General features: G+C 58.8%; 25 protein-coding genes and 2 pseudogenes. 15 read left to right on the top strand and 12 right to left on the bottom strand.

All coding sequences use genetic code 11. The features are described from left to right. Positions 1-599: 599 nt before the first annotated feature. The 6 genes from aepX (at position 600) to AC5ZFO_RS23405 (ending at position 7,146) form a co-directional block, all read left to right on the top strand. Complete coding sequence (gene aepX, locus AC5ZFO_RS23430; protein WP_496122716.1) at positions 600-1,472, top strand: phosphoenolpyruvate mutase; 873 nt, start codon at positions 600-602, stop codon at positions 1,470-1,472. A gap of 358 nt (positions 1,473-1,830) precedes the next feature. Continuing rightward, on the top strand, positions 1,831-2,634 hold the full coding sequence (locus AC5ZFO_RS23425) for a phosphocholine cytidylyltransferase family protein (RefSeq protein ID WP_496122626.1): 804 nt from the start codon (positions 1,831-1,833) through the stop codon (positions 2,632-2,634). Positions 2,635-2,641: 7 nt separating this feature from the next. Then, a complete protein-coding gene (locus AC5ZFO_RS23420; RefSeq protein WP_496122625.1) occupies positions 2,642-3,247 on the top strand; it encodes a CDP-alcohol phosphatidyltransferase family protein in 606 nt (201 codons plus the stop codon). A gap of 237 nt (positions 3,248-3,484) precedes the next feature. Continuing rightward, positions 3,485-4,594, top strand: a complete 1,110-nt coding sequence (locus AC5ZFO_RS23415) for a pyridoxal phosphate-dependent aminotransferase (RefSeq protein ID WP_496122624.1) — start codon at positions 3,485-3,487, stop codon at positions 4,592-4,594. Between the two features lie 616 nt (positions 4,595-5,210). Continuing rightward, positions 5,211-5,720: a hypothetical protein gene (locus AC5ZFO_RS23410; protein ID WP_496122623.1), complete on the top strand. Its 510-nt coding sequence runs from the start codon at positions 5,211-5,213 to the stop codon at positions 5,718-5,720. 184 nt (positions 5,721-5,904) lie between these two features. Continuing rightward, positions 5,905-7,146: a cytochrome P450 gene (locus tag AC5ZFO_RS23405; protein WP_496122715.1), complete on the top strand. Its 1,242-nt coding sequence runs from the start codon at positions 5,905-5,907 to the stop codon at positions 7,144-7,146. A 370-nt stretch (positions 7,147-7,516) separates the two neighbouring features. Here the strand turns inward: AC5ZFO_RS23405 and AC5ZFO_RS23400 are convergent. After that, positions 7,517-7,995, bottom strand: a pseudogene (locus AC5ZFO_RS23400) (PIN domain-containing protein). Between the two features lie 17 nt (positions 7,996-8,012). Continuing rightward, the gene (locus AC5ZFO_RS23395) at positions 8,013-8,288 is read right to left on the bottom strand and encodes a hypothetical protein (RefSeq protein WP_496122622.1); all 276 of its coding nucleotides are present in this window, start codon (positions 8,286-8,288) and stop codon (positions 8,013-8,015) included. A gap of 81 nt (positions 8,289-8,369) precedes the next feature. On the opposite strand from AC5ZFO_RS23395, the pseudogene AC5ZFO_RS23390 reads away from it, so the two are divergent. The 3 genes and pseudogenes from AC5ZFO_RS23390 to AC5ZFO_RS23380 form a co-directional block, all read left to right on the top strand. Beyond that, positions 8,370-9,154, top strand: a pseudogene (locus AC5ZFO_RS23390) (tyrosine-type recombinase/integrase); the annotation flags it as partial. Positions 9,155-9,309: 155 nt separating this feature from the next. Next, the gene (locus AC5ZFO_RS23385; protein ID WP_496122621.1) at positions 9,310-9,564 is read left to right on the top strand and encodes a type II toxin-antitoxin system Phd/YefM family antitoxin; all 255 of its coding nucleotides are present in this window, start codon (positions 9,310-9,312) and stop codon (positions 9,562-9,564) included. Beyond that, a complete protein-coding gene (locus tag AC5ZFO_RS23380; protein WP_496122620.1) occupies positions 9,564-9,971 on the top strand; it encodes a type II toxin-antitoxin system VapC family toxin in 408 nt (135 codons plus the stop codon). Before AC5ZFO_RS23385 ends, AC5ZFO_RS23380 begins: the two co-directional genes overlap by 1 nt. Positions 9,972-10,024: 53 nt before the next feature. Here the strand turns inward: AC5ZFO_RS23380 and AC5ZFO_RS23375 are convergent, their stop codons facing one another. Further along, positions 10,025-10,261, bottom strand: a complete 237-nt coding sequence (locus AC5ZFO_RS23375) for a hypothetical protein (RefSeq protein WP_496122619.1) — start codon at positions 10,259-10,261, stop codon at positions 10,025-10,027. A gap of 222 nt (positions 10,262-10,483) precedes the next feature. On the opposite strand from AC5ZFO_RS23375, the gene AC5ZFO_RS23370 reads away from it, so the two are divergent. Both AC5ZFO_RS23370 and AC5ZFO_RS23365 read left to right on the top strand, forming a co-directional pair. Next, positions 10,484-10,672 carry a type II toxin-antitoxin system HicA family toxin gene (locus tag AC5ZFO_RS23370; protein WP_496122618.1) on the top strand — a complete coding sequence of 63 codons (189 nt, stop codon included), beginning with the start codon at positions 10,484-10,486 and terminating at the stop codon, positions 10,670-10,672. 46 nt (positions 10,673-10,718) lie between these two features. Then, on the top strand, positions 10,719-11,111 hold the full coding sequence (locus tag AC5ZFO_RS23365) for a type II toxin-antitoxin system HicB family antitoxin (RefSeq protein WP_496122617.1): 393 nt from the start codon (positions 10,719-10,721) through the stop codon (positions 11,109-11,111). A gap of 145 nt (positions 11,112-11,256) precedes the next feature. Here AC5ZFO_RS23365 and AC5ZFO_RS23360 read toward each other — a convergent pair whose 3' ends face one another. The 4 genes from AC5ZFO_RS23360 to AC5ZFO_RS23345 form a co-directional block, all read right to left on the bottom strand. After that, positions 11,257-11,541, bottom strand: coding sequence for a hypothetical protein (locus AC5ZFO_RS23360; protein WP_496122616.1), 285 nt, complete (start codon positions 11,539-11,541; stop codon positions 11,257-11,259). Beyond that, positions 11,534-12,418, bottom strand: coding sequence for a helicase-related protein (locus AC5ZFO_RS23355; RefSeq protein WP_496122714.1), 885 nt, complete (start codon positions 12,416-12,418; stop codon positions 11,534-11,536). Before AC5ZFO_RS23355 ends, AC5ZFO_RS23360 begins: the two co-directional genes overlap by 8 nt. A gap of 222 nt (positions 12,419-12,640) precedes the next feature. Next, on the bottom strand, positions 12,641-12,799 hold the full coding sequence (locus tag AC5ZFO_RS23350; protein ID WP_496122615.1) for a hypothetical protein: 159 nt from the start codon (positions 12,797-12,799) through the stop codon (positions 12,641-12,643). 196 nt (positions 12,800-12,995) lie between these two features. Then, positions 12,996-14,462 (bottom strand): alkaline phosphatase family protein, encoded by a 1,467-nt coding sequence (locus AC5ZFO_RS23345; RefSeq protein ID WP_496122614.1) that lies wholly within the window; start codon positions 14,460-14,462, stop codon positions 12,996-12,998. 442 nt (positions 14,463-14,904) lie between these two features. On the opposite strand from AC5ZFO_RS23345, the gene AC5ZFO_RS23340 reads away from it, so the two are divergent. Next, positions 14,905-15,114: a hypothetical protein gene (locus tag AC5ZFO_RS23340; protein WP_496122613.1), complete on the top strand. Its 210-nt coding sequence runs from the start codon at positions 14,905-14,907 to the stop codon at positions 15,112-15,114. A 227-nt stretch (positions 15,115-15,341) separates the two neighbouring features. Continuing rightward, entirely contained in the window at positions 15,342-15,500 is a 159-nt protein-coding gene (locus tag AC5ZFO_RS23335; RefSeq protein WP_496122612.1) for a hypothetical protein, read from the top strand. Here AC5ZFO_RS23335 and AC5ZFO_RS23330 read toward each other — a convergent pair. Beyond that, on the bottom strand, positions 15,494-16,906 hold the full coding sequence (locus AC5ZFO_RS23330) for an MATE family efflux transporter (protein WP_496122611.1): 1,413 nt from the start codon (positions 16,904-16,906) through the stop codon (positions 15,494-15,496). The genes AC5ZFO_RS23335 and AC5ZFO_RS23330 overlap by 7 nt on opposite strands. A 1,173-nt stretch (positions 16,907-18,079) precedes the next feature. Here AC5ZFO_RS23330 and AC5ZFO_RS23325 point away from each other — a divergent pair. Continuing rightward, positions 18,080-18,484 (top strand): hypothetical protein, encoded by a 405-nt coding sequence (locus tag AC5ZFO_RS23325; protein ID WP_496122610.1) that lies wholly within the window; start codon positions 18,080-18,082, stop codon positions 18,482-18,484. Positions 18,485-18,565: 81 nt separating this feature from the next. After that, positions 18,566-18,772, top strand: coding sequence for a cold-shock protein (locus AC5ZFO_RS23320; protein WP_496122609.1), 207 nt, complete (start codon positions 18,566-18,568; stop codon positions 18,770-18,772). A gap of 177 nt (positions 18,773-18,949) precedes the next feature. Here AC5ZFO_RS23320 and AC5ZFO_RS23315 read toward each other — a convergent pair whose 3' ends face one another. The 4 genes from AC5ZFO_RS23315 to AC5ZFO_RS23300 form a co-directional block, all read right to left on the bottom strand. Next, the gene (locus tag AC5ZFO_RS23315) at positions 18,950-20,050 is read right to left on the bottom strand and encodes a DUF4236 domain-containing protein (RefSeq protein ID WP_496122608.1); all 1,101 of its coding nucleotides are present in this window, start codon (positions 20,048-20,050) and stop codon (positions 18,950-18,952) included. 117 nt (positions 20,051-20,167) lie between these two features. Further along, positions 20,168-20,983 (bottom strand): DUF2971 domain-containing protein, encoded by an 816-nt coding sequence (locus AC5ZFO_RS23310; RefSeq protein ID WP_496122607.1) that lies wholly within the window; start codon positions 20,981-20,983, stop codon positions 20,168-20,170. Positions 20,984-21,571: 588 nt separating this feature from the next. Next, positions 21,572-23,140 carry a porin gene (locus tag AC5ZFO_RS23305; RefSeq protein ID WP_496122606.1) on the bottom strand — a complete coding sequence of 523 codons (1,569 nt, stop codon included), beginning with the start codon at positions 23,138-23,140 and terminating at the stop codon, positions 21,572-21,574. A 1,268-nt stretch (positions 23,141-24,408) separates the two neighbouring features. Beyond that, complete coding sequence (locus AC5ZFO_RS23300) at positions 24,409-25,245, bottom strand: ABC transporter permease (RefSeq protein WP_496122713.1); 837 nt, start codon at positions 25,243-25,245, stop codon at positions 24,409-24,411. Positions 25,246-25,261: the final 16 nt, after the last annotated feature.

Genomic DNA, 25,261 nt, shown 5'->3' with positions numbered 1-25,261 from the left:
CATGCGCATTGAGATGGGTCGCGTCATTGGAACAATCGATTTCGTGCCCGCCCCAGACAATTAACTGAGAGCTGATGATGTTGTAAGCCACCACTGCCGCTCCTTGCACGGGCGCTGCTGTTGACATGGCCTCATTCTGCTCATGCCAAATTCGATAGCCTGATTGTAAACGCTATTTGCTTAGTCGGACGCGTCATGGGCCCGACAGATGAACACCCGACATCAGAGACCCTGGGGCCTTAGGCCGGGGCAATCATTGGCCCGCGGAGCCCTGGGCGCAGCTGAACCGCGTCCCGCGCTCGTCCCGATAGCGGACGAGGTCGATGATTTTTCACCCCGAGCTAGGGGGCTTCGTCCGCTGGGGACCGCAGGCTCGAGGAGCGATTTAGACATCATCCCTGGGCGGCTGCGTCGAGATGTACGAATTCTGTGCCTCAGTCAACTATCAACTCTCGTAATTGATGTAGATGACAGCGCCGTGTCACCTATCGAGTGATGAACGTCGGCCGGTCAACGCACAGGCAATCGGCATGCAAGACCACTCGCAATCTCTCCTCGCCAACGGCCCTGATCAATCCGCTGACCCCTCACTTGTTGAACTGCTGCGCGCTCAAATCAGTTCTAGCAGTGAACTTTCCTTCCTCATGGAAGCGCATGACGGACTCTCCGCGTCGATTGCTGAGCGCGCAGGCTTCAAGGGTCTCTGGGCGTCGGGCCTGTCGATCGCCTGCTCTCTTGGATACCGCGACGCCAACGAGGCGTCATGGAGTCACCTCGTCGAGGTGGTCGAGCGGATCGTGGACTCAAGCCAACTTCCTGTCCTGGTTGACGGCGACGGCGGCTTCGGGAATTTCAACAATGCTCGCCTGCTGGCGCGCAAGCTCCTCCAGCGCGGCGCTGCCGGCGTCGCACTGGAGGACAGCTGTTTTCCGAAGATTAACTCGTTTGTTGGGGATCGGCACCCCCTCGCCGATATCGACGAATTCTCGGGCCGCCTCCGGGCAGTGAAGGATACGGTCGCAGACGACTTGGTTCTGGTGGCAAGGATTGAGGCGTTGATCGCTGGGTATGAGACGGACGAGGCACTTTTGCGCGCTCACGCCTACGCCGACGCGGGAGCAGATGCGATCCTCATTCATTCGCGAAGGAGCACCGCGGACGAAATCCTTTCGTTCGCGCGCGCTTGGCAGAACAGATTGCCCGTCGTGATCGTTCCGACGAAATACTACCGAACGCCGATCTCTGTATACCGTGAAGCCCGCATCTCCACGGTGATCTGGGCCAACCACTCCATGCGAGCGGCAGTAGCGGCAATGCGACAAGTCTGCCGTCGCATCATCGCTGAGGAAAACACCGCGAGCGTTGAGCCGAATATTGCTACTCTCGACGAAGTCTTCGAACTTTTGAAGTACGGCGAACTCGCCCGTGCGGAAGCGTTATATCTGCGGCCCGACGCTGAATTGCGCAAATAGGATTTCGTCGACACAGGAGTGTATTCGGTGCCGAAGACCTACCGTCCTGGACTTCCTGCTAGCTGGCCAGGTGCGACTTCAATCTCAAATGGCTTTCATTGTACTGAGGTTTCCTTAGATGGCGCAGCACGCCTCACTCGGCTGAAATACGCATTTTGCCATCTGGGCAGCAGCTCGAGGCATCGGATCCATGGCCACCCTCCTCTTTGGAGAAGGACCGACGAGGACCATTTGTCTGCCTTCACGCTTGGGATTCATTTTCAAAGGCTCCGGCAGGCTTGATTTCGCTTCAGCAAGCATACGCTGCGGGCGAAGACACTCGGTGTTTCATCTTAGCGGCGCGACGAAAAGGAACTAAATGGTTACCGATGCTCCCAAGAACGCCGTTATTCTCGCCGCTGGCTGCGGCTCTCGCCTGCGTCCTCTGACAGATCTGCGGCCGAAGCCGCTCATCGAGGTCAATGGCACTTCAATTCTTCACAACGCTCTGCGCAATCTGGAAACCGTCGGCGTGGAAGAGGTGACGATCGTCGTGGGTTACCGCAAAGACGCCATTCAGTATGCCTGCGGCGGCCGCTTCGGCGGACTCAGAATCAAATATGTCGAGTCGACTGTTTTCGACCGCACCGGAAGCGCCTATTCCTTGTGGCTGGCGCGCGACGCTCTTCTCTCCGGAGACTGCTTTCTTCTCGAGGGCGACGTCTTTTTCGAAGAGGATGCGTTGCGCTACTTGATAATCTGCCGGGGCACTGACGTGGCTGCAGTCGTTCCCTTCGATGATTCAATGGAAGGATCAGCCGTTCTGTTGTCGCAGAACGGCTTCATCTCAGGCTTTCGATTGAAGCAAACCGCGTCAAATCTAGTTGCGGATGGCCCAAAGCTATTCAAGACGATGAACCTATTACGTCTCTCGGCGCCGACACTCAAGGCAACGATTGTTCCGACGCTGGACGATATCGTCGCCGCCGGGGCCAGGCAGACCTACACCGAAGAACTTTTGGGTTATCTGATAGAAAGACGAGGTTTACAGCTCGCAGCGGCGCGATGCGATGGCCTCAGCTGGTACGAAATTGATAATGCTGAGGATTTACAAATTGCCGAGCGCATTTTCAGGAACCGAATGAACGCCTACACGCCAACACGTGATTCGCAGACCAGGTGAGAGTCCAATGCTAAAATACCTTTGGGATCCAGCGAACGCCATAACAATCACAGGTCTCCTCTTTTCCTCCACCAGCCTATTTCTTGCTCTCTCTGAGCGCCTCGAGCTATCTGTGGCAGTAGCGCTTTGGGCTGTTCTATCGGACCACCTCGACGGGTTTGTGGCGGGTCGTACGAAGGGTCGCGATCCAGATGTTGCAAAGATGGGAGCGAGCCTCGACGGGTTTGCGGATATTGTCTATGGAGCCGTTCTGCCTGCGGTAATTGTGGTACAAGTCAGCCAAGCCTCACCTCTCGCTCTTGCGACCGCAACCACGCTACTGGTGGCTGGTGCAATAAGGCTTAGCTACTTTGCGAACTTTGGCAGGTCGTGCGATGAATGCTTCTTGGGCGTTCCCTTGTCTTACGACGTGCCGCTCCTGGCGCTCTTTTTTCTTCTCAAGCCTCTCATTCCTAATGAAGCATTTTCTGACGTCGTGAACATTGGCTTCTTGCTGCTCGCTATTGCGCATGTCGCGCCTGTTCGTGTGCCACCACTCAGCGCAACAATGTATGCGGCGATAAGCATCTTCGCCGTCGCATCATCGGTGGCTTTAACCAGTCGGTCGTTTTGATTGGGGATGAAAGTATGATCCAGCGAGTGAGCTGCTGCGTGTTGCAGGGTTCCCTACCATGCAGGTCACGTGATGACGTGTAGTTCCCCAATCGCAGTGCGCGCGCGCCAGTCTTATTGCCGGGTAATTTCCGCGCGAATCGGCGCTGCTCGATGCTTGTTCGCCGTGAGCTAGTCGAGAGAACGCGATCGCTCTGGAATTTTCGTCGGCCCTGAAACGTTTCAGCTAGTCTCACTCATGAACAGCACAGCACAGATCAACGTACCGCTTAGGTCCGACGACATCTCTGACCTCGTCAACCGATTCCCCGGCGGCTATTGGAAATATGACATCAAGGACTTCGTCCTTCTGGTGAATCCTTATTTTCCGCCGCAAGCGTTCCTTGACGAACTTAGGGAAGCTCTACCGCGGCTTATCACCTGCTATCCCTCTCCTAATGCGCAGATGGTTCAGCTTCTTGCGGATGCGGTGAAGATTCCGGCGAATAATCTTGTCATTTGCAATGGCGTGGCTGAACTGATTCCCATCCTTCTTGGTCGACTGGGTATGAGGATTGCGGTCCCGGTCCCGACCTTCAATCCCTATGAAACCACCGCCTTGCCCGGGCGGTTGTCGCGCTTTATCCTCCCACCGCCAGATTTTGAACTCGATGTGCAATGCTATGCAGCATTTGCGCGTGCGAATGGTGTCGACGGCGCGGTCGTGATATCGCCGAATAATCCAACTTCGCGGATCGTTCCCTATGCGGATTTGCTATATCTCGCTTCCGCGCTTCGAGCTCAACAGCAACTCCTATTGATCGATGAGTCATTCATCGAGTTTAGTGAAGTCGGACGAAGTGCGAGCTTGGAAAATCACTTGCTCGAATTTCCCAATGTGATCGTTCTCAAAAGCCTGGGAAAGATTTACGGGACATGCGGTTTGCGGATCGGGTATGCGGCATCGGCAAATGCACAGACGATGAACGAACTTAGAGCTGCCCTGCCCACGTGGAATGTCAATACGTTTGCGGAATTTTTTCTAAGCAAGCTTCCTCACCTGACGCACGCGGCAAAGCAGAGTTGGATCAGGGTGGGCAGCGACAGGGACAAACTATTCGCGGACCTGTGCAGCATCGACGGAATGAGAGTTCTGAAGCCCGATGCAAATTTCGTGTTCTGCGAACTCCCGCCCCATTGGCCGGATGGGGACGTGATCGCCTCCAAACTCTTAAACGACAGAGGGATATTGATCAGGCACAATGGCGGCAAGACGCTTCAGAATGGCAAACGATTCTTGCGCATCGCAAGCCGCACTGAAGAAGACAACAAGCTTTTGGTGGAAGCACTGAAAGACATCGCTGATTAGCGCAACCGGCCCCGGTGCCGACCCTTCGCATTCGCCGGGACAGCTCCCCAAGACTTTCTTTGACACCGCGCGAAAGGCACAGCCCACGGTTCCGCCGGAGCGGGCCAAGCAAACTCCATTACGTAATCTTCTATTTGGTCGGTCGAGCGGAATCAAAGCAGATCAAGGCGCTGCGCAATCACATCGCGGTTCTCGACGCGCGGTCGGCGACCGCAATCCTCCGGCGCGGATCGGCTATGTACAGCACGGCGGCTGATCTTCATGCCCACCTAATCTGGTATGTTTGGAGGCCCTGCGCCAGCCTTCCGCCGCCCTACGAACCGGAGCAACCGGCATCCGGCATCCGGCAAGCAGTTGCATCGATACGGGGGCATGCGTACGCCGCTTTGTCCGTACGCCTCACCAAAGCGATTAGAATGATCGCACGAGGTGAGGTACGAAGGGAAGGCCACAGTTCGAAGAGAAGACCAAGTCCGATGCGCGGGCGCTGCGCTGCGGATCCTCTGACCTTCCTCACTGTCGACTTTTCCGCTCTTGTGCCGGCGCACCTGTTTGACGCGGTAACTCTTCGCCTTTGCTAGAAATGGCCCTAGCTCAAGGCCGATAAGCGGGCGGCATGAACAAAGGCGAAGGCGCCTTCGCCCGGTCGATCGACGTCATTCTCCACGGCCATCTGGGTCGATGCAACATCGTTCGACTGGGGCCAAGCAAAACCGGTCAGATCATATTTGACGAGATGCCGACGCCGTTTCTCAACGTCCCGGCGCTATCCTGCTGGGACGTGGTTGTGGCGGGCAGGGTCAATCGGCTGACGCCCGCTCGTCCGCACTCCACGGCAAACGCTGAGGCGTCCGGCCCGGGCATCATCATGAGGCGCTGCGCGACCTTGGAAAACCGTGACCCCATCGTGGCACCGGTCAACCACAGTCCAGTGCTCAGCCACGTTCGCGCCGTCTCCACGACCTTCACCGGCTACGACGGCGCGAACGCCACCATCCGGCTGGTGCAGCGTTCGGAGGAAGCTGGACGAGGAAACACAATTAAAAGGCGGCCTGACGAGCGGACCGCGGCGAGTGTTCCGCAAAGAGACGTGGCCGACTCATCTGGCGGCGTTCCGCTCGCATAGACAAAGTGGCGACGATCTCGCTCCTGCCGGAATTGGTAGGGGGGCGCCGCTGAGTTTTTTGAATATTATTTGCCACTTCGGCGAGACGCTCTTCCCAACTGAAACATTCGGCACGCAATCCATGCGGTTGCGAACCTGTCGAGATCATGGGCTCTCCAAAGAGAAACGACCAAAGGACACGATCATGAAAACGCTCTTTGACGTGCGCGGAGACGTAGCTGCGCGTGGCATCCCGTTGAGCTATCTGGATGTAAGCGAACCAAGACGATTTCAAGATGACAGCTTATGGCCTTGCTTCGAGCGGCTGCGAAGGGAAGATCCCGTTCACTACTGCCAAGACAGCCCATACGGTCCATACTGGTCGATAACAAAATACCGCGATATCGTGGACGTCGATACAAATCATAAAATGTTCTCGTCAGAGCAAGGTGTCACGATCCTCGACGTGCCCGAGGAACATTGGACTCCGAGTTTCATCAAGATGGGTCCTCCCAAACATGCCGCGCAGCGCAACACAGTAAGTCCGATAGTCGCACCGGACAATTTGGAGAAACTCGAAGGATTAATCCGCAGTCGTGTCAGAACGATCCTTGATGGCTTACCGCGCAATGATGCCTTCAACTGGGTCGATATGGTCTCGATCGAGTTGACGACGCAGATGCTGGCCACGCTTTTCGACTTTCCGTTCGAGGATCGCCGGCTCCTGACGTACTGGTCGGACGTCGCCGTTGCAGCGCCGACAGCTGGCCAGGCGATCGACAGCTGGGACAAGCGAAGCGCAATCCTGTCCGAGTGCTTGGACTATTTTACTCGGCTTTGGCGGGAGCGGATAAATGCCGAGCCACGATTTGATCTCATTTCGATGATGGCGCACTCGTCCGGGACTCGGCATATGGAGCCACGTGAGTTTCTTGGCAATCTCATACTACTGATCGTGGGCGGCAACGATACCACGCGCAATTCGATCACCGGCGGCCTGCTGTTCATGAACCAGCACCCATCCGAACTACGAAAGCTACGGGATAACCGCGCCTTGGTGTCGCGCGCTGTGTCCGAGATTATTCGATACCAGACGCCCATCGCACATATGCGCCGCAACGCCACCGCAGACATCATCATGGGAGGAAAACAAATCAGGCGAGGCGACAAGGTCGTGATGTGGTACATCTCTGGCAACCGGGACGATGAGGTCTTTGAGGACGCCAACAAATTTGCGATCGATCGCAAGAACGTGCGCGAACATCTCTCGTTCGGATACGGCATCCATCGTTGCCTTGGTCGACATCTCGCGCAGCTGCAGCTGAAAGTCCTCTGGGAGGAGATACTGAATAAACACGTGGAGGTCGAGATCGTTGGCGAGCCGGAGCGCGTTGCATCGAACTTCGTGCACGGTTATTCCGCACTCCCTGTCCGAATCATAGCCTAGGCTGTGACGCCCTGATTGACGCGTGACCTGCACGGCAGGACCGTCGGTGCCTTGATGACCAGTTACGCCCCACTGCACCGGACCGGCGCGCGCCGCTGAAGGCTGTCATCCGGGCCGGACGGCACCTCTTGACCGACACTTGCATTGGTCCACCACCACGCTTCGCGTGACGCATCTCCCATCAAGTCCATGTCCGGGAACTCTGTCACAATCAGATTCAGGGCGGAACACGGGGCGCGTATGAGGTGGGTAAGCGGCAAAGAGACCCGTATAACCGAACCTTTGGCCGCGGTCCTCCGGAGATGGGCAATTTGAGTGGTCGACGAGAAGGGCGAGGTGGCGCTGCAATGTTCTGCCACCACCGCTCACCTCATGAGTCGACGAGGTCGTCAGTGAGCTGCAGTCGATGCACCGTACGCCGCTCACGACGTGCGTCCGTGCACATCGGATTTATGATCTTAACTCCGGTGAAATCTCTCTCGTTATCCGTTACAACGGTACAGTCGTTGGCTCCCGCAACGGCTGCGATGATCATGTTGAGCCCGCTGGGCGGCTCTGTCCGGCGATTTTGCCCTCCGCCATCAGGCGCGCCCAGATAAGCCCGGCCTTCTCGTCGAATGGCAGATGCGGTCCGCGAAAGGCCTGAGGTCCCTCCGGACCGGAGAACCATGCTCCTGCTTCTTCCCGCGGGGGCTTTTCAAGGATGCCGCGCCGGATTTCCGCGACCGTCAGTGATGCGATGAATAGATCCTTGTCTCGCTGTGCTGCCATCCAGGCCAACAGTAACTCTGACGGCTGCAGCTTGACGACGTTACTGATGATGTTTGTGTCGAGAAGATATCGCGTCACAGATCGACCTTGCGCTCTTATTCGCGCGGGCGCATCAGGTCGAGATCGGCGCCGACGAGTGGCGAGCGACGCAATGCGTTCAAGATGCCACCGGGCTTGGAGGGCGAGACGGCCAGTTGAACTGTGAGCCGGAGATTGCCAGCTTCCGCCCCTTCATCAGTCAGCTTGCGCGCAAGTGCTCTGATGAGGTCGCGATCGGTCTCTAGGGCTTGGAGTTCGAACCGCACAATGCCCCGCTTCGTCAGCCGGGATCGGTAATTTTCGATCGCCCTTTTCTGTGCGCTCTTGCTCACTGATCGCCTCGTTATTATATCTGGTTATATATCCGAATATTCGGTTCGCTGAAGGTCGCGGCTCGTCTGTGACCGCGAGAGTGGTGTCGGCGCCAGGATCTTAAGATCCTGCCACCGTCGGCACAAACCGTTGGCCTCTACATGACCGCCTGCGCTTTGGGCACGGCGATGGCCGATCGCAAGGCCAATTCGTCTCGACGATCGAGCGCCGGCTCTCGGCCTTGACTTGGAATTTTGCCCAGCGCGGAACGCCGCTCGACCGCGCGGATCGGCATTCGCGACGTGCTTGCCGGTATCCGCAACTCACGCCGCCCCGCCCAGGAGAAAGAAGCCGTCCTGCCCGAGGATGTCATCGCCATCCTCGACGCTCGATCCCGGCACGCTCCGCGGCCTGCGCGATCGCGCGATGCTGCTCATCGGCTTTGCCGGTGGCTTACAGCGCTCGGAGATCGTCGGTCTCGACGCCGACCGGAGCGATACCGAGGACGGCGAAGGCTGGGTCGAGACCCTCGACAAGGGCCTGATCGTCGCCCTGCGGACCTGGCTGAAGCTGGCGCGGATCGGCCACGGTCAGTTGTTCCGCCGGGTGCGCGGTCGAGGCAAGGACGTCGAGCCCAATCGCCTGACCGACCAGCAGGTCGCGCGGCTGGTCAAACGCGCGGCCCTTGCCGCCGACAATCTGCCGGAGGGCGAGCGCGAGACGAAGTTCGGCCGGACGTTCGCTGCGCGCTGGCCTCGCCTCCTCGGCCGAGGTGGACGAGCGCTACGTCCAGAAGCAGCTCGGCGATGCCAGCGCGGAAATGGCTCGCCGCTACCAGCGGCGGCGCGAGCGCTTCCGCGTCAACCTCACCAAGGCCCGGGCCTTGACGCCGAAATCCCCTCCCTTCATCCAGATGCGGCTTGTATCCGGCCGCTCAAGCGGTGTCAGTGCTGGTGACATACCCGAAAACCGCGGAAAACCGCAGTTGACCCGCCGGATTAACTACTATATAGCTAGACAGTCTAGCTAGGTGTCTCAAAAATGGAATGGCCGCTACAAGACGCAAAGAACCAGTTCTCCAAGGTGGTGCAGAAGGCGCGGATGGAAGGCCCACAGATCGTCACACTGCGGGGCGAGCGCGCTGCCGTTGTACTGTCGGCCGCCGACTACGACGCGCTGCGTGCCGGTCGACCTACCTTGGTCGACGACTTGCTCGCCGGTCCAACTTGGGACGACGAACTCGCCGAGGCAGTCACGTGGCGTGCCAAGACGCCAAGCCGCGACGCGGCGCTCTGATGTATCTCGTCGACACCAATGTCGTCTCGGAGGCGCGGCGGGGTTCTCCGCAGGCGACCGCGTGGCTGCGCTCGGTCGACCCGTCCACGATCCACCTCAGCACACTTACCCTCGGCGAGATCATGCGTGGCATTGCGCTCAAGCAGAGATCCGACCCGAAGGCAGCCGGTCATCTCGCCGAATGGCTTCGTAAGCTACGCCACGATCATGCTGATTGTATCCTTCCAGTGACTGACCAGATCTCGGTGGAATGGGGACGGATCGCGGCCCTCCGGCCGCGAGGTGACATCGATGGGCTGATCGCAGCAACCGCGATCGTCCACGACCTCATCCTCGTGACCCGCAACGTCGCAGACTTCGAGGACACAGGTGCCTCGGTCGTCAATCCCTGGGACGCGAGGACCTGAAGGAGAAGCCCAGGCTCGGTCCAGGGCCCGGACGTCCCGCCCCGCTTACGAGTTCAAGCTCGGTCACGCGCCACCTCAGGCGAAGCGCGCATGTTGCTCATCACCTTGCCCATCGCCAATCTGAGCTCGTCCTGGGCGTCATTCAGTCCGACATGGCCGGTATAGGCCGCGAGGCCGCGAATTTCAGCGCGGCCAAACACGGTTTCGCTGCCCAACTCCCGCGAGACGTGCTTGGCCGCATGCGTTTCCAGCACGGACAGCCCACTGAATGATGGTTCGCCCGAGCTCATCGATCAGATCGGTCAATATTGCCAGCCGGATTTTTTAAATAAATCAATTAGTTATATACAACCTGGCGCTTGAGTTGCCGACGCTTTGGCAACGCTAAGCGGTTCCACATACGCGAATTGCCCGGTTAACGCAGGCCCGATTGAGCCGCTGAACGGAACGTTTGGGATCAGTGTGTATTTATGTGTTGACCATCTGCCGTACGCGTGTGTACAAATACACACATGAAATCGGCGGATATCATCAATGCCCTTAAGGCCGATGGTTGGGAACAGGTCGCCCACAAGGGTAGCCACGTTCAGTTCAAGCATCCAACTAAGAGGGGCCGCGTCACGGTCCCGCACCCTAAGAGGGATGTCCCGATCGGAACGCTCAAGAGCATCGAGAAGCAAGCCGATTTGAAGTTAAAATGACAGCGCATAGAGAGGGCCATCGGCCCACCCAAGGAGGGGAGCTTTCATGCGACACTACATTGCCCTGATCCATAAGGACGCGGACAGCGATTACGGCGTTTCTTTTCCTGATCTCCCCGGCGTGATCACCGCTGGTACGGATCTGGACGATGCGCGCGCTATGGCCGCTGAAGCCTTGGCCCTTCATCTACAGGGACTGGCGGAGGACGGCGAAGCCGTACCTGAACCCTCCTCTCTCGAGGAGATCATGGCGAGCGCCGAGAATAGAGACGGCGTTGCCGTGCTCATTCCAGCACCTGCGGAAGAGGTAAAGAGTGTGCGCGTCAACGTCACCCTTCCCGCCGACGTTTTGAGCGAGATCGACCACTATGCCGAACAACACGGCTTCACTCGATCCGGTTTTCTTGCGCAGGCCGCGAAGAAAGCGATCGCTGCCTGACTAGAGCTGCATCCGATCAAGCTGCACCGTCTCCGAGCGCCGCAAGCTGTTGCGGCTGAAGTCGCACGCCAATCAGCGTCGCGTAGGGAGTGGGCCTCGCTTTAGGGCTTATAGGAAGCAGAGGACCTGTAACCTCGTCGAGACGTTAGACACCCGACCTTTCTTGAAGTGGAAGATCCGGTTCGTCTTCGCCGTCGGACAGGGTTTCGCGGAATGCGATCGCGCGCGACACTGAGATGAGCGAGGCAACGCTCGCGTCGACAATCTTCCGGGCACAGTCCATGCAATATCTATCCCAACCGCGCCCCGCCCGCACGTTAAGCCGTTGATCACCCCGCTTGATCTCGTGACGCGCGTTCGCCTGACATTTGTGAGCGCGCAGCGCGGCGCCGATTTCGATCCTGATGACGAGCGAACGAAGCTTACCCACCGAACACCTCCGCGACGGCTCGGGCGACGATTCCGTCAAGGTCATCTTCAATTCGGTCGAGTTCGTCGCGCGAGAACTCATGCCGCTGACGAGAGCTACGGCCAACCAGCGCAAACGCCTGGCGGTCAATCGCAGATTTCAGAACAACGTAGTTGCTGAGGCCTCGGCGACTGCGGTCCAGCGTTCGGCCCTCGGGGTTGATTTGTCTCTCGGCTAGGACACGTCCGGTTGCGGTCGTAATCCGAGCGTCCAATTCACTTCGAGCTGCCTGACGCTGACGCTGACGGGTTACCGGGACGGGCTGTAGCTCCTGCATGGCGTCCCGGACTTGATCTGGAGTGTATCCCCGTCCTTGAAGCACGTGGAGCGCCTCGATCGCGGCTTGGTCGTGCAGAAGTGGGATCTCCTGGAGATGCACACCGGTCTGCCCGCGGACTTCCAGGCCTTCCCGGATGTCCCGGGCCGCCGGCTCGATTTCGAGCTCGTCACCAACCCTGAAATCCAACCCCTCGATCGGCAATAGCTGATCAAAAAATTCCTGGTCGGCTTGGGAGTACCGCTGAAAGTCTTCCCAACGGCGGGCGACGTTTCCACCCGCGTGAAATACGACCACGCCACGGTTGCGCAAGCTCGCGGGATTGTTCTGGTCGGTCACCCGCATAATGCGTCCGACGAATTGCACGAACGACGAGAGATTGCCGAACACGCTGAAGACCGCGGCAACTGCAAGTTTCGGATGGTCGAAGCCCTCTCCGAGCTTTCGGACTTGGACAATAACGTCGAGTTGATCTGCCTCCAGCCGTTGCATGACGCGCTCGTTCGCGGTGCCCTCTTCGCGAGAGTGGACATAGTCGGCGCGGCGGTTGCGTGCCCCGATAGGCTCCTACGATCTGGTGGCAATGGGCGCAGAAGGCCCGGGTCCACCGTTGGACTTTCGGATCATTAGTTAGAATCGACCGATCTCGCAGCCCTGAGCCGCGCGCATCATTTCCTGCTTAATGCCAGATCCACCAGGCGCCGAAGTGCTTCCGGTCGCCTAAGAGCGGATTTTTGCGTGGCGAGGCGGGGCTCATTTTTTACCCGCCACGCCAGCTGCGAACTAGGCCAGGCGCTCGCAATGTTCGCAGCGCGGCCGCCCTCCGGTGCCGGAGGCGAGATATTGCCGTTCGATGTTATTGCCCTCGGTACACTTGTCGTTGTCGTGATAGACGTTTCGCGCATTGGGCTTCTTTGAATGAAATGGTGACACTTTCGACATAATCGGCCCTTCCCGATGGATGGTATTTATTCGCACAGGATAGCAAACATGTGGGTTTGATTTGATGCAGTAACGCTGGGGTCAACGCATAAATTTCGCGCTCCATCGAATTTCTCGACGAATTTCACCATCGATCAAAGATCGAGATGCGCAACGCGACTATCCCCTTGATGAGGTTTGCTGGTCGACCTTCATTTTATGTCAGGTTGTTGGGACGACCTACGACGTCAGCAGAATCAAGATAGACGGCCTCGCCGACCTGCACACGACGAAGGTGCTGCCGGTATGCGCCGCTGCTGGTCTCGTATATCTCCTCAATCGTAGGAGGCAGGTCCTCTCCATCATGGATAAAGACCTCTGCCAGCGCACGACCGGTCATCGTTGCCGGCCGCGAGAGGCCCAGAAGACCAAGCACTGTCGGCGCCAAATCGCAAATACTCGAGGGGACTTGTGAGGCGAATCCGCCTTTGATCAGCGGTCCCGCCAAAATGCCGACCGACGACATCTCCTTGGCATGCAGCCCGCCGTGCACTCCGAAGCCGACAGGCCCATCCGCACTCCAAGTGCGGCCGCTAAGGCCAAATGGATCGAGTCTGTCATCCGACCGGAACGAGAACAGGATGTCCGCCGATCGGGCATGGTCGGCGAACACCAAATGGCGGGCAAAGCTGCCCGGTGCAATGCCATCGACCGCGCCACCCGCGGTGAACACCGACCCACACCAGGGCCTTTCGATCATCGCCCCGACCGCGCGGCGGACAACGGTTTCCGATGGCTCGGTGAGGTAAATTGCTCCGACCTGCCCAGGTATAACGATGGCATCGATCCCGGCCGCCGGTGCCGGGCCGCAACGCAGCCCCGCAGCCTCAAGCGTCTCGAATAGATCGGCCTGCGCATGCACCGTCACGTGTCCATGATCGGAGGCGGCGATCAGGTGCACGCCTTGGGACACGCCCTCAGCCTCCCACCAATCGAGCACGCGGCCAAACTGCCGATCGACAAAGCTGATTGCTTCAAGCGTCTCTGGCGCGCCAGTCCCACAATCGTGCGAGGAGATATCGGGCTCGCCGAAGGAGAGGATTGCGACGTCGGGCCGAAGCCGAGGCCAGATTACGTCGAGGAACGCGGAAGTCAGAAAGGCTTGAGAGGCAAGATCTGGGGTGCCCGTGGGCGGGGGCGCCGGCGTCGGCCCTAGCAGGGTCTCCACCTCTCTGAGCATCTCGGCCGAGGTCGCGATGCAAGGGAAGTGGCCGGAGAGCGTCACTTGGCCGAACATTCGAGCCTTGTGGTTCAGCAGGCGCGTTGCCCCTGCCGAGTTGGAAGCCAGGACCGCGAAAGTCCTGCCGTTCGCCGCTAGGATCTCGCCAAGCGACGGCACACCGAGTAGATGGCCGCCGCTCGCGGCATCAAGATTCTCGATCAGGCGCGCGTCACTCGTGTCGATGGAACGCGGAATCGGCGACTGCCGGTCGAGAAATGAGTTTCCAACGATGCCGTGGCGATCCGGCGTCGCGCCCGTGACGAGGCTCGTGAGCGCTATTCGTGTTTCGCTGGGATAGACGGTGCGCTGCCGGGCCAGCACCGCACCGGCGCGCTGAAGCCTGACCAGATTCGGCGTTAGTGATGGCTTGACGAGATCGGGGCGAAGGCCGTCGAACAGCACGATGAGAACCCGATTCCGGTGCGGTCGGCTGAACATGCTCGTAAAGCTTTCGTCTAGCTGGGAGGTAGCGGATCGGGAGCGGCCAGGACTTGGCTGACGCAGCCCAGCGTCATCGACTGGGACCCGACGTTGGTCGCTAGCGCAATGAGGGTATGGAGCTCCCGGCTATGCTGACCAAAGCCCGGCCAGCGTGTCGACCGGTCCCGAGCCGGAATTAACTGCGCGCGAGCGCCAGCAGCTCTCCTCAGCCGTAGTCTCGGCCGGGTTGGATTGGACGGCGGCTGCAGTGTCAGCAGTTTGGTCTGAGCATGATCGCCTGATGCACGTCCCCGGGCGCAGCGCAAAGCCACGGAATTCATCACAGGCCCCGAGGGCAGTCCGACCCCGGCAAGAACGTTAGGTAGGACATCCAGCAAGCCGTCGATAGCATGGCCTCGCAAGCATGATTGGCAAATGCCGCGTCCAAGCGAACCTGCTCGGCGCCGTAGCCGATCCTGATCTGGTCGCCATCGCGATTGAGCTCGGAATCGTGGCTGATGCGATTCGTTTCGCGTGGCGGCTTGATTCCAGCGATTGCGATGCATCTCGTATGCTTGGGAGGAATTCCGCAGCTGTGAAGCTTGCAGACACCGGTCGGCATGTCGAAAATTGATATGCCCTGACTAATGGTGATCGCATCGCCGCCCGGTGCCCGCCGCTGGGCCGCACAATTTGCTGGCTTTGCTCTCGAAGGGAGGGACCCGTTGAGCCATTCTGCCAAGAGTGACAAGTTCGAAAGCCTGCAAATCGCCAAAGGAGACTTTGAGGATTCCTACTTGCTCTCAAACGAGCTAACCAGTTTGGTTATCGTTTTTTGAAATGAAATGATCGAAGAATACGATGATAGTCACCATCTCTTCTTACCTATCTTTGCAGTTGCGCCATGAAGCGCAACGTTCAATTTTCAGCCATCTTGCGGTCGACCCGATCGCATCGGCACCGGCAAGCCTGCTGGCGTATCGTCGCCGTTTGGGATCAGTGATGAGCGCGCATCAGTGAGCGCGGCTTGTCAAGTGGCGGAACCGCAGGACGAGGAGCGCCGCATAGATGGTCGTTCCGATCGACAAGCCAATCCATATACCAATGGCGCCCAAACCGACCTTTAGACCGAGCCAATAGCTGAGGGAAAAGCCGATCAGCCACCAAGCAATGGCCGCAAATAGCAGCGGCACCCGCGTGTCCTTCAGTCCGCGCAGGCCGCCTGCGGCAATGCACTGGGCGGCGTCAGTGATAAAGAGGGTTGCTCCGACGATGAGGAGCTTTGCAGCGAGGCCGATCGTTGCCTCGGAATCGCGGTCCGATCTGCCCAGAAACAGCTCAACGATCTCAAAACGCGCGGCGATCAGCGCGAGCGTTAGAATTGCAGCGGTGACAATACCGATCAGCATCGCGGCCAGATTTGCCCGCTTGACGCCTGCACTGTCGTCGCGGCCGGCTGCATGGCCAACGCGTACGGCTGCGGCCGTGCCAACGCCGAGATAAATCATGAACAGGATCGCGGCGATCTGAACAGCGATCTGATGAGCGGCCAGTGCATTGGTGCTGATCAAGCCCGCCAGGAGCGACGTAGCCCAAAATAGTCCCGACTCGATCAATGAAGCGATGGAGATCGGCGTCCCAATTGCGATGAGCTGCCGCATTGCGCGCCAATCGAAACGCCAGAGTTGCGCAAGCACATGGTAGTCACGGAACGGCCGGCGCAGTGCAGCGAACCACAAACCGGCCAAAAGCATGCTGCAGTTCACCAGCGTGGTCGCAAGCCCTGCCCCGAACAACTCCAGCCGGGGCAGGCCAAGCTTCCCATAGGTCAGCATATAGACCAGCAAGGCATTGAGGGGGATGGCTGATAGCGCAATCCAGAAGACAGGTTGTGGCCGATTGACCGCCCCCATGAAACTGCGGATAGCCAAAAACGCCAGTGCTGGCGCCGCGCCGAAGGCTAATCCGAAGAGGTATTGCTGGGCGAGGCGCGCCAGATCTGGGGCCTGGCCCAACGCAAGCAGTATTTGCTCTGCTTGCAGCGCCACAGCAATGATCGGGAACGACAGGACCAGGGCCGTCCATAAGCCCATGCGCAGCGTACGCCGTACCGTAGCTAGATTATTCGCCCCAAACGCCTGCGCCGCCAAAGGCGCGATGGCACTTAGTAGCCCCACGCCGAAGGTGACGCTAATGAGATAGAACCGGCTTGCCAGCGCGGCCGCGGCGAGCGCCTCGGCGCTGATGCGCCCGATGAAGGCGAGATCAGTCGTCATCATCGCAATCTGCCCGACCTGCGCCAGCACCATCGGCAACGCGAGTTTCGCAGTTTCGCCGAGCTCGACAGCGAAACGATGGACAGCTGCACGTCTCGTCACTTCTGGTTGCGCGATTGATACCGACTTCGTCTTCGCTATCTTGCCCATATAATCATGCCGCGGTTTGTGTGTAACGAAGCGCCGCCTCTTTCACGGGAGCATCCGCTTCCTGACCTGAACTCGCGGTCAGCCCGCGATGCTGGCTCACAGGCAGCCTCGTGCGGCCGCACGTTTAGACGCAAAAACCGACCACGGCCTGGACGCTGGCTTCGACCAGCGCGGTCTCGATTTTTCCATGCGATAAGCCCCAAGGAGAGGTTGCAGATGCCGCCCGGACTTGGCCAATCGCCGCAATCGCGCAATGGTGACGGCGCGCATCGGGCTCGAGCGAGGTCGATCACGGAGCCAAATTCATCCGCGAGCCACTGCGTTGATGCGAAGATTGGAGGCCCCGAACTCGGACCCGATCCACGCCATGAACTGAGGGCCCATCATCCCGTAAGCCATCCCTGCACTCCTGAGCAATCGATGAGATCCCACTCTTCAAAGCCCGTGCCAAATGCGACAGCTTGATTATAGATGCTGCTTATCCAAGCGCCCTCTCGCGGGATCAACAGCATGTCGCAAATAAGACAATCGGCATTGCACGCTCGAGCTTTTGAGGGCGGCGTTGCGAACACACCATGAGTGGCGATTTCATCGGCTATGAAGATCTGGCGGGATAATTCGTCACAAGCTCTGTAGGCTCGCGCCTGCTCGACTGGATCACAGACATCGATATGCAGTCACATATCAAGGGCTGCGCGGCCTCGATCCCAGTCTTGGCGCCTCGGAAAATGAGGTGCTCTCGGTATTGGGTCACAAGTCAGGAAGCATAGACCTCAATGGCGACTTCCGCTCCCTTGGCCTTACGCAGGCTTGTCCAGTTCGTCCACAGCGGACACATTCCACTCGGTGGCTGCAGAGCTTTTTTTCATCTGTTTGGGTGACGGCATGCGCCAGCTTGCGGGTCGATCGCGCGAGAACAAACAAGGACAACAAATCGAGTCCCCGATCGGCAGTTTTTGGGCGGCGAGCGGCTCGGCCCAGACAGGCAGCACGATCCGAGCTGCGAGGCACATGAAAAGTGGCGGATCCGAAGGCTGCATATGGACTACAATAGTTCGCCCCCTTAGTTAGCCTTACCCGGCAAGGTTTCCGTTTGAAAAGCGATGATGTGCGCTTCACGGCCTTGGGTAGCGCGGGTATTGTTGTGCTTTCATTGAATCTTTGCGTGCGCATGTGAGCTTTCAGCTGTCCATACTGAAGATACTTGCCGGGCAGCCGGGCGGCCGAGCCAGTCTTGAACTCGTCAAACAGCACTTGGCCATCTTTTACACCAGCGGGCCCGAGTGGCCGGCGCGCATGAAGCGCATCGCGAGCCGCGGGCCGAACCTCGATATCTTCGGACAGAAGCTCATCGACCGGAAGGTCGGATACTGGACCATCACTGAGGAGGGACGGAATTTCCTTGAGACCCTTGAGAAGCTCGATCGATCTGTGGCGCAAGGCCAACCCGAGGCACAGGCCGAGGAGCCAGCTGGCGATGAGCGACCGCCATTGCCGGCTGCGCCGCCACGACCAATCGCCCGCAGAAACCGTCCTCGGCGTAAACGATTGTGGACGCGTGAGGGGCGCTCAGCGTGAGATGTGCCTATCGCGCGGAAGTCCTTATTGGTCAGGCAGCCTTTCGATGAGATCGCGGACGTTCAGGTTGGAGATAATGCAATGGCAACGGGGACTGTGAAGTGGTTCAATGCGGCCAAGGGATACGGCTTCATCCAGCCGGAAGACGGAGGAGCTGACGTCTTCGTTCACATCAGCGCGGTCGAGAAGGCCGGCTACACCAATCTCGCGGAAGGCGTTCGGGTCATCTATGAGCTGATGGCAGATCGTTCGGGTAAGATGAGCGCTGAAAATCTGCGCATCAGCTGATCGACTTGCCCTGAGAAACCTGCCGGATTCTTTGACGTTCTGAATTCGCTTCTGGCTTGCGCGACACGGCTTCAGCACATCCCCCGCTGCCGCTGCAGCCGTTTCCTGTCCGACGGACGATCAGCGCTATCGTCCGCATCGGAGCGCCGTGCAAAGTGCTTATCGGGGATCGCATTCTCAAGCAGACATTGCAGCGAGGGACGCGACAAATCTCTCGGCTGCATCAACGCGCGAGCACTGGATCCGCTCGTTCACGCCGTTGGACGAGCGAAGATCGATCTCACCATATAGACAGATCGGTAGCTCCCGGTTGTTGTTGAAGCGCCGGTCCGGGCCGCCCTTACGATTCACGTAGCGCCAGGTCTGGTCTACGACGGTCGCGTCGGCGGGCGGCGTCTCTTCCTCGATAAAGCGAGCGCTTCGAAACATGAATTCAACGTCTTCGTAGGCGAACCCGGCGACAGTCTTGCCGGCCGTAATCAGGATCGCGTCAGGCGTCAGATAGAACGTCTCTTTTCCGAGTGGCAGCTTTAGGAAATCCACGTTGCTTTTGACCAGAGGTGGCTTGTCCCTGCCTAACGAAATCTGGTGTCTTTGAATCAGCTTCGAGGCGCCCGCGTTGCGTTTCCAGTCCGTTTCTTTTCGCTCACGAGGGACATTCCATATGCGACCGCAACTCGCCAAGTCATGGAATGTGGGGGTCAGGGCCTCAAACCGCGCTGACTGCTCCGCTGACAGCTCGTACTCGAGCGACACGGTGCTCGTTTCGCGGCCATGGATGGCCAGAGATCCGAGGACAAGCACCGCTCCGGCAGTCAGGACAAAGGCTGCAGCAGGAGGAACGGCCGAAGCTGAACCCGCGAGCATGAGGGCGCCGAACGCGAAGATCGCCGACAATATCGCGATGAGTATCTTGTATCGGCGCCAACGGGATCGGCCGGCTGCCAAGGTCTGTGTAATCTCGATAGTCGAGTTGGCGACCAGTTCATCGATAGAAGCACTGTCGATGATAGTGCCCTGGTCCGAAGCCTTTAGTTTTCGGGTTGGGGAATTGGGCGTTTCCGGCAGAGGGGGCGGCGATGCGCCAACCGACGCGTAAGGCTGATAGGACGTCCACGAAACGCCCGAGCCTGGCAGGCCGACGGTCGTTCTCGTGCCGTGCGGCCCGATGGTGTAATGCAGTCCGCGTGGGCCAAGCGAGACGCTCGCTGCGCTGCCGCTTAGATTTAAGCGGACGCCCGGGATAATCTTAAAACTACGGCGAAATCGGAAACCCATCTGGAAATCGGTCGCAAGTTGTGACTTTGCTTCTTATCGCGCATAGATCGAACGCCTTCAAGCGGCAAGACAGGAGACTGCAGATCAAAGCCGCCCGGACCGGGAAGCCCAAGCCGCTCAGTCCGCAACATAAGGGATATCCGACCGCTTGATCGTCAAGCGCATACGATGCGTGGTCAACAGGGCTTCCACTGCGAACGTTTGCTGTCGCCCCAACGCGGGCCCGATGATGATTTCTTCGATGCCGCAATTATTGGGATGCAGAGCGGCATTGTTGATGACGACTTTGTCGAACTGACAAGCCCGGTAAGGAACAAGGCCGGCTCGTGAGACACGCGTCTTCAGGCCGGCAGGCCAGGAAACTCCGACCCAAACCAGGCGCTGCTCGCGCTCCTCTTGGAAGTGCTGGTTCTTGAGAACGAGAGCTGTCTTCAGCGCATGCGGCCACCAGGTCCTGACTTGGGCGCGGGCGCCCTCCGGCTCATCCGTCCCTTCCACCAGCCGTCCGATGAGCAGCGTCACCGCCCTGTCAGCCGCCGCTCGCTGTTCCTCTGTGTCATAGAGGACCGGCGTGACATCAAAGTCCTGGGCCGCGGCGTTCTGCAAAAGCCAGTCTGCATTGAACCCGATTGAGAAGCCTTGTCCACGATTGTAGCCTCGCCATTGCGAGAGCAGATCACCTTCAGACGTCAGAGATCCGACGAAGCCATGAACTTCGCTGCCATGCTGACGAAAGAGTGCGACCGTCTCCCAGGCACGCGATGAGATATCTCTGATCTCGGCGCCACGACGATCGATTGCGTCGAGCACGATCTTCCAGCCGTGCAGAAACTCCGATGTATCGTTGAGAAAGCGATAGTGTGACGTCCAAAGCGAGCGACTGGCCACGATGCCATGGAGCCCTGCGGCGGATGTGTAGTGGTACAGAATCATTCGTTTCCTCGATGGCCGAGCGATGGATTTCAAACAAATGCGATGCCGGGCCGCTTGCGGTCGACTTCGACAAAGAGATCGCGAATGTCTCGAACACTGATCTTCATCGAGACTGAGCCTCGACAGAATGGGCGGCGTTGGGCCATGCGCCAGCACCCAGTGACAGGGATGAGCTGATCCACCTCAGTGTGCTCAATTTGTGCCTTGAGGATCCTGATCTCGGCCTCCCCCCCGGAGAGAGCACAGCAATCGGGCGATCCCCACTCGGGCCGCGGACCTGGTGGATTGTCGCTCCAATTACGTCCTTGAGTTCCGTTCCAGTACGCCCCCTGGCCCGTTTTCAATCAACATTCAATAGTTGGGGCCTACAATTCATATACTGGCGCACTCGATCTCCCAAGTGCCTCGGTGTCTCACCGTTCAGCTCGAGGCCTTTATCTGCGCAAATGACCGGGCGTGCCCCCTCTGACCAAAAGTTGCCCATAGATGAAGAAGGGCCTCGGCGGGCATGCCGAAGGCCTCCTTGGAGGTTAATGTGGATCGATAGAGCCTTTTCTTTTCTCCTTATCGCTGGGGCTTGGCAGAGACTCACCAGTTGCGCTGAGCTCGGAGCAGCAGTGTCAGCGTGCTCTGGTCCTTTAACGCGTAGGTCGCAGCTGGTTTGGCGACAGCCGAAAGCAGCGGTAATGTTACCGTGCTTCCGCTCGCGTATTTTTGGTCGAGCATGGTGTAGGCGAGGTCGGCCGTAAAGGTCAGATTCCTGATCGGGGTCCAGCGCGTCACGAGGCCAACAACCCCGTAATTGAAGTCGGGATTACAGCCAGCCATGCCGCTCGAAAGCGCAAGTCCCGCAACGAACGCACCGCAGATATAGCCCTTGGCAGTGCTTCCATGCCGAACGGCGGCCCACGCGCCATAAACGGCCGTATTCCACTGTGGATCCCAGTTATGGGTATAGCCACCACGGAAGCCGTAGGTCGTGGTCAACTCCTGACTGGCGCCCGCAACGAACACGGAGTCGGACAGACCGGCCAGGCCGACGCTCTGGTAACCGCCAGCCAGGCCCGTACCGCCGTACATCGCGTAGGTGGTCGCCATCAGATCGTTGAAGTTGTAGCGGGTCGCACCATTCGTATACGCGGCGGACAAGTTGATTGTGTCACCTATCCCTGTCGGGATGTTTTTGAGTGATAGGGCCAACTGAGCAGCCCAGCCCCATTTGTCCCCTGGATGGCCGGTGGTTTCGTCAACACCGTAGTAGGCCGCATGGTTATCATGCGCAGCGAGTGACGCCTGAAAGAGGCCCCAGGCCTGATCGATGCGGGCCATCGCGATAAGGTCAGGCGAGCGCGAAGCGCCGATGTCGTTGGTGCCGTAGGCCCCCGTCGCGAGGCCGGCAGCCGTGGCGCCGCTCACGTTCCAGATGTTCGTTGTACCATAAACGACTTGATCCTGGGCCGAGAGCGACGCTGTGATGCCTTGGCCGAAGTCGGCAGTATAGGTCAACTGGTTCACACCAGTGACCCAGCCGCCGCCACCGGGTAGATCGTCGTATTCGTTCGCCGGATAGTTGGTCCAAGGCGCGGAGAACTGCGAGACCGCCTTTCCCACGGTGAAGCCGGCGAACTGGATAAACGCGGAGTAGACGCCGAGCGATCCCTGTGCGATCGCACCACTGCCCTGTCCTCCGGACACAGCAGCGTTATAGGTGGTTGCGCCTGCGACCTCGCCTGTGCCGGCACCGATATAGCCACCCGAGGTCCAGCTGAACACGCCTTGGAAGAAGGTGCGAACCGCGCCGTACTCGGTCGTAGTGCGCGTGTCGATACTCAAGCCCTCCCGTGACCGCCAGGTGTAGGAATTGCTCAGGCGATTTCGAGCTCCCGCAACACCATTAGCTGCGGGGTCAAAGTCGCTATTGCTGTTCAACACCAAGTCAGCGCGCAGATAACCACCCAGCTTGATGCACGTGTCCGTGCCGGGAATGTAGTAGAAGCCGGCGCCATATAGCGCGCAAACCCTCACGTACTCGATCGCTTTGGACTTGGCAGGAAGATCGCCTGCTTGTGCAGCTTGCAACGCGAATAAGCTTGCCGCTGACGTCAGTACAAGCCGTTTGATCGTTTGATGTGGAGAGCTCAAATTTGAGAATGTCATTGCCCTATCCTCTTGGTCAGAACTTGTGCGGGCGAGGCTGTATCGTCGTCGCGCAAACCTTCGGTGACAGACATCAAATCGTGCGATGGGACGTTCTGATTTGATGATGGCATTCCAAGAAAACGCGACCGTCTTGAAACAGGCGCAATATCGATCGCGGGTCGACGCCCAAAGTGACCCAAGCAACTCCGTTGAGAGCTTGACGGAGCTTTCTGGCTCCTCCTGTTGCGTGTCCGTGATGCAGCACCTCAGCGGATAGAATGTGGGCACACTGCATTTGCAGCTGCACTCTCAGCCGCCTTTGTCGCGTTTGCGCGCCAAGTCAGGGTGGCTTGGTCAGAGCTAAGGTTGCGTTGGCCGATACTTAATGCGGGTACTATGGGATCGGCATGGAGCTTTGATATTGCCGGTCGCGCTGAATGCCAAAGGAACGACCTTGAAGCCGAGTCGATCGTCGATCAGGTGACGCGGAGTGAGCGTCGCAGGTGGCGGTGTCCGGAAATCGGCTCACCAAAAACGGGCGGAAAGTGCGTAAAGCTCGACTCTTTCTACCAGCCGACTTCCGGCCAGTAATGAGCTTGAGGCAGGCAGGTACTCGATCAGAGCGCCAAACGCGACCTTTTGCTCGTTGAGTAGCCAGATGCAAACTCCGGCGTAGACTCAGTCAAACATGCACGCGCGAGACTCGATATGAATTCACGCCCACGAGCACCGATCGCAAGTCGCGCCACGAGCCTAGTGTCCTTGCCGGGTCAACTTCCCGATCCCGCGACCAGCGCGATCCGTATCCTCTCTCGTTTTCCGACCAGAGAGAGAGCTCCGCCATTGACCCGTCAGCCGCGGATTCAAGATCAGGCATCCAAAGGTGATGCCCGACGCGGAGCGCCCAGCCGCAGCTGCAGATATTATCCTGGAGCTCATCATCAAGCCCGCATGTAGCAAGTCAGCAGACCATAACTGTTCTGAAGTTTCGCCCTCACGCCCAAGATGATGGTGCGTGTGTACGTCACCGCATGATTAGCTTATCCAGCCGATTGGTAATATTGCCACGCTCACCTAGCGCTGGCACACGGCTTGTCGTCTCGACCAGCAACAGCTCACATGCCCAGATGGTCCATCAAACTCAGCCGCTCGGGCCTCCCTGCGGATCCTGGCTCCGGGCAACGAAGTGCCCTTGCCATCGAATGCGGCGGCCGCGGGATCGGTGCAGCTAGTCGAGAGGCAGGATGTCGCGGGGCTGTCGGATCGACAGCAGGGTTCTGGAGGCCTCACGATAATGTCTTGTCGATCCGGTCGCGCAGCCAATCGCCAACAAGCGAAATTGACAAAGTCGTGAGCGAGATGACCAGCGAGGGGAGCACAAGGATCCAGGGAGCACGGGTCAGATAGTCACGACCGTAGCCGACCATATTGCCAAGCGACGTAAGCGGCGGCTGCACTCCAAGTCCAAGAAAGCTAAGACCGCTCTCGAGCAGAATGATGTCCGGAAACGCGAGCGTCATGGTGACGATCAAGGTCGACGCGATGTTCGGCATGATGTGGCGCAGGTAGACGCGCCATGGCCTTGCGCCAAGCTGGCGTACGGCGATCACATAGGCTTGCTCGTTGGAACTCATTGCGAGCGCGCGGGTGACGCGGGCGTAGCGTTCCCATCCGTGCAGACCAATGAGCCCCACGAAGAGCAGCAGAGAGTTGCCGAAGAAGGCAAGCACTGCGAGTGCCAAAACGAGAAACGGCATGCTTGCCTGGAAATCAACACAACCGAGGATGACCTGCTCTACCCAGCCGCGGAAGTGAGCGGCCAAAATGCCAAGCGTGATGCCAAGGACGGCGCCGATCAACGTCGCCCCGAAGGCAATAAGTAGGCTGATGCGGATCGATATGGCCAGGCGCGACAGCACGTCCCGGCCGAGCTCATCCGAACCGAAGGGATGCGCGATGGTTCCGCCGAGGCCAAGAGGCGCAGCAAGGCGATGATGAAGGTCGAGGGCTGCATAGTCATAAGGGGCGAGGCGATCAGCAAAGATTGCGACAAGAAGCATGAGGCCCAGCCAGGCAACCGCTATCCCGATCGCGTGGTCGCGCCACCACCACAGCCTGCGCATCCTCGAAGACGGCAGA

Source organism: Bradyrhizobium sp. Unk1, from assembly GCF_059512345.1.
This window is presented reverse-complemented; position numbering and strand designations above follow the sequence as displayed.

Bases quoted from the DNA above. Each gene is read 5' to 3' on its own strand.
- AC5ZFO_RS23425 (WP_496122626.1), top strand. From the start codon at position 1,831: ATGGTTACCGATGCTCCCAAGAACGCCGTTATTCTCGCCGCTGGCTGC.
- AC5ZFO_RS23420 (WP_496122625.1), top strand. From the start codon at position 2,642: ATGCTAAAATACCTTTGGGATCCAGCGAACGCCATAACAATCACAGGT.
- AC5ZFO_RS23415 (WP_496122624.1), top strand. From the start codon at position 3,485: ATGAACAGCACAGCACAGATCAACGTACCGCTTAGGTCCGACGACATC.
- AC5ZFO_RS23410 (WP_496122623.1), top strand. From the start codon at position 5,211: ATGAACAAAGGCGAAGGCGCCTTCGCCCGGTCGATCGACGTCATTCTC.
- AC5ZFO_RS23405 (WP_496122715.1), top strand. From the start codon at position 5,905: ATGAAAACGCTCTTTGACGTGCGCGGAGACGTAGCTGCGCGTGGCATC.
- AC5ZFO_RS23385 (WP_496122621.1), top strand. From the start codon at position 9,310: ATGGAATGGCCGCTACAAGACGCAAAGAACCAGTTCTCCAAGGTGGTG.
- AC5ZFO_RS23380 (WP_496122620.1), top strand. From the start codon at position 9,564: ATGTATCTCGTCGACACCAATGTCGTCTCGGAGGCGCGGCGGGGTTCT.
- AC5ZFO_RS23375 (WP_496122619.1), bottom strand. From the start codon at position 10,261: ATGAGCTCGGGCGAACCATCATTCAGTGGGCTGTCCGTGCTGGAAACG.
- AC5ZFO_RS23370 (WP_496122618.1), top strand. From the start codon at position 10,484: ATGAAATCGGCGGATATCATCAATGCCCTTAAGGCCGATGGTTGGGAA.
- AC5ZFO_RS23365 (WP_496122617.1), top strand. From the start codon at position 10,719: ATGCGACACTACATTGCCCTGATCCATAAGGACGCGGACAGCGATTAC.
- AC5ZFO_RS23350 (WP_496122615.1), bottom strand. From the start codon at position 12,799: ATGTCGAAAGTGTCACCATTTCATTCAAAGAAGCCCAATGCGCGAAAC.
- AC5ZFO_RS23340 (WP_496122613.1), top strand. From the start codon at position 14,905: ATGATTGGCAAATGCCGCGTCCAAGCGAACCTGCTCGGCGCCGTAGCC.
- AC5ZFO_RS23335 (WP_496122612.1), top strand. From the start codon at position 15,342: ATGATAGTCACCATCTCTTCTTACCTATCTTTGCAGTTGCGCCATGAA.
- AC5ZFO_RS23330 (WP_496122611.1), bottom strand. From the start codon at position 16,906: ATGGGCAAGATAGCGAAGACGAAGTCGGTATCAATCGCGCAACCAGAA.
- AC5ZFO_RS23320 (WP_496122609.1), top strand. From the start codon at position 18,566: ATGGCAACGGGGACTGTGAAGTGGTTCAATGCGGCCAAGGGATACGGC.
- AC5ZFO_RS23315 (WP_496122608.1), bottom strand. From the start codon at position 20,050: ATGGGTTTCCGATTTCGCCGTAGTTTTAAGATTATCCCGGGCGTCCGC.
- AC5ZFO_RS23310 (WP_496122607.1), bottom strand. From the start codon at position 20,983: ATGATTCTGTACCACTACACATCCGCCGCAGGGCTCCATGGCATCGTG.
- AC5ZFO_RS23305 (WP_496122606.1), bottom strand. From the start codon at position 23,140: ATGACATTCTCAAATTTGAGCTCTCCACATCAAACGATCAAACGGCTT.
- AC5ZFO_RS23300 (WP_496122713.1), bottom strand. From the start codon at position 25,245: ATGCGCAGGCTGTGGTGGTGGCGCGACCACGCGATCGGGATAGCGGTT.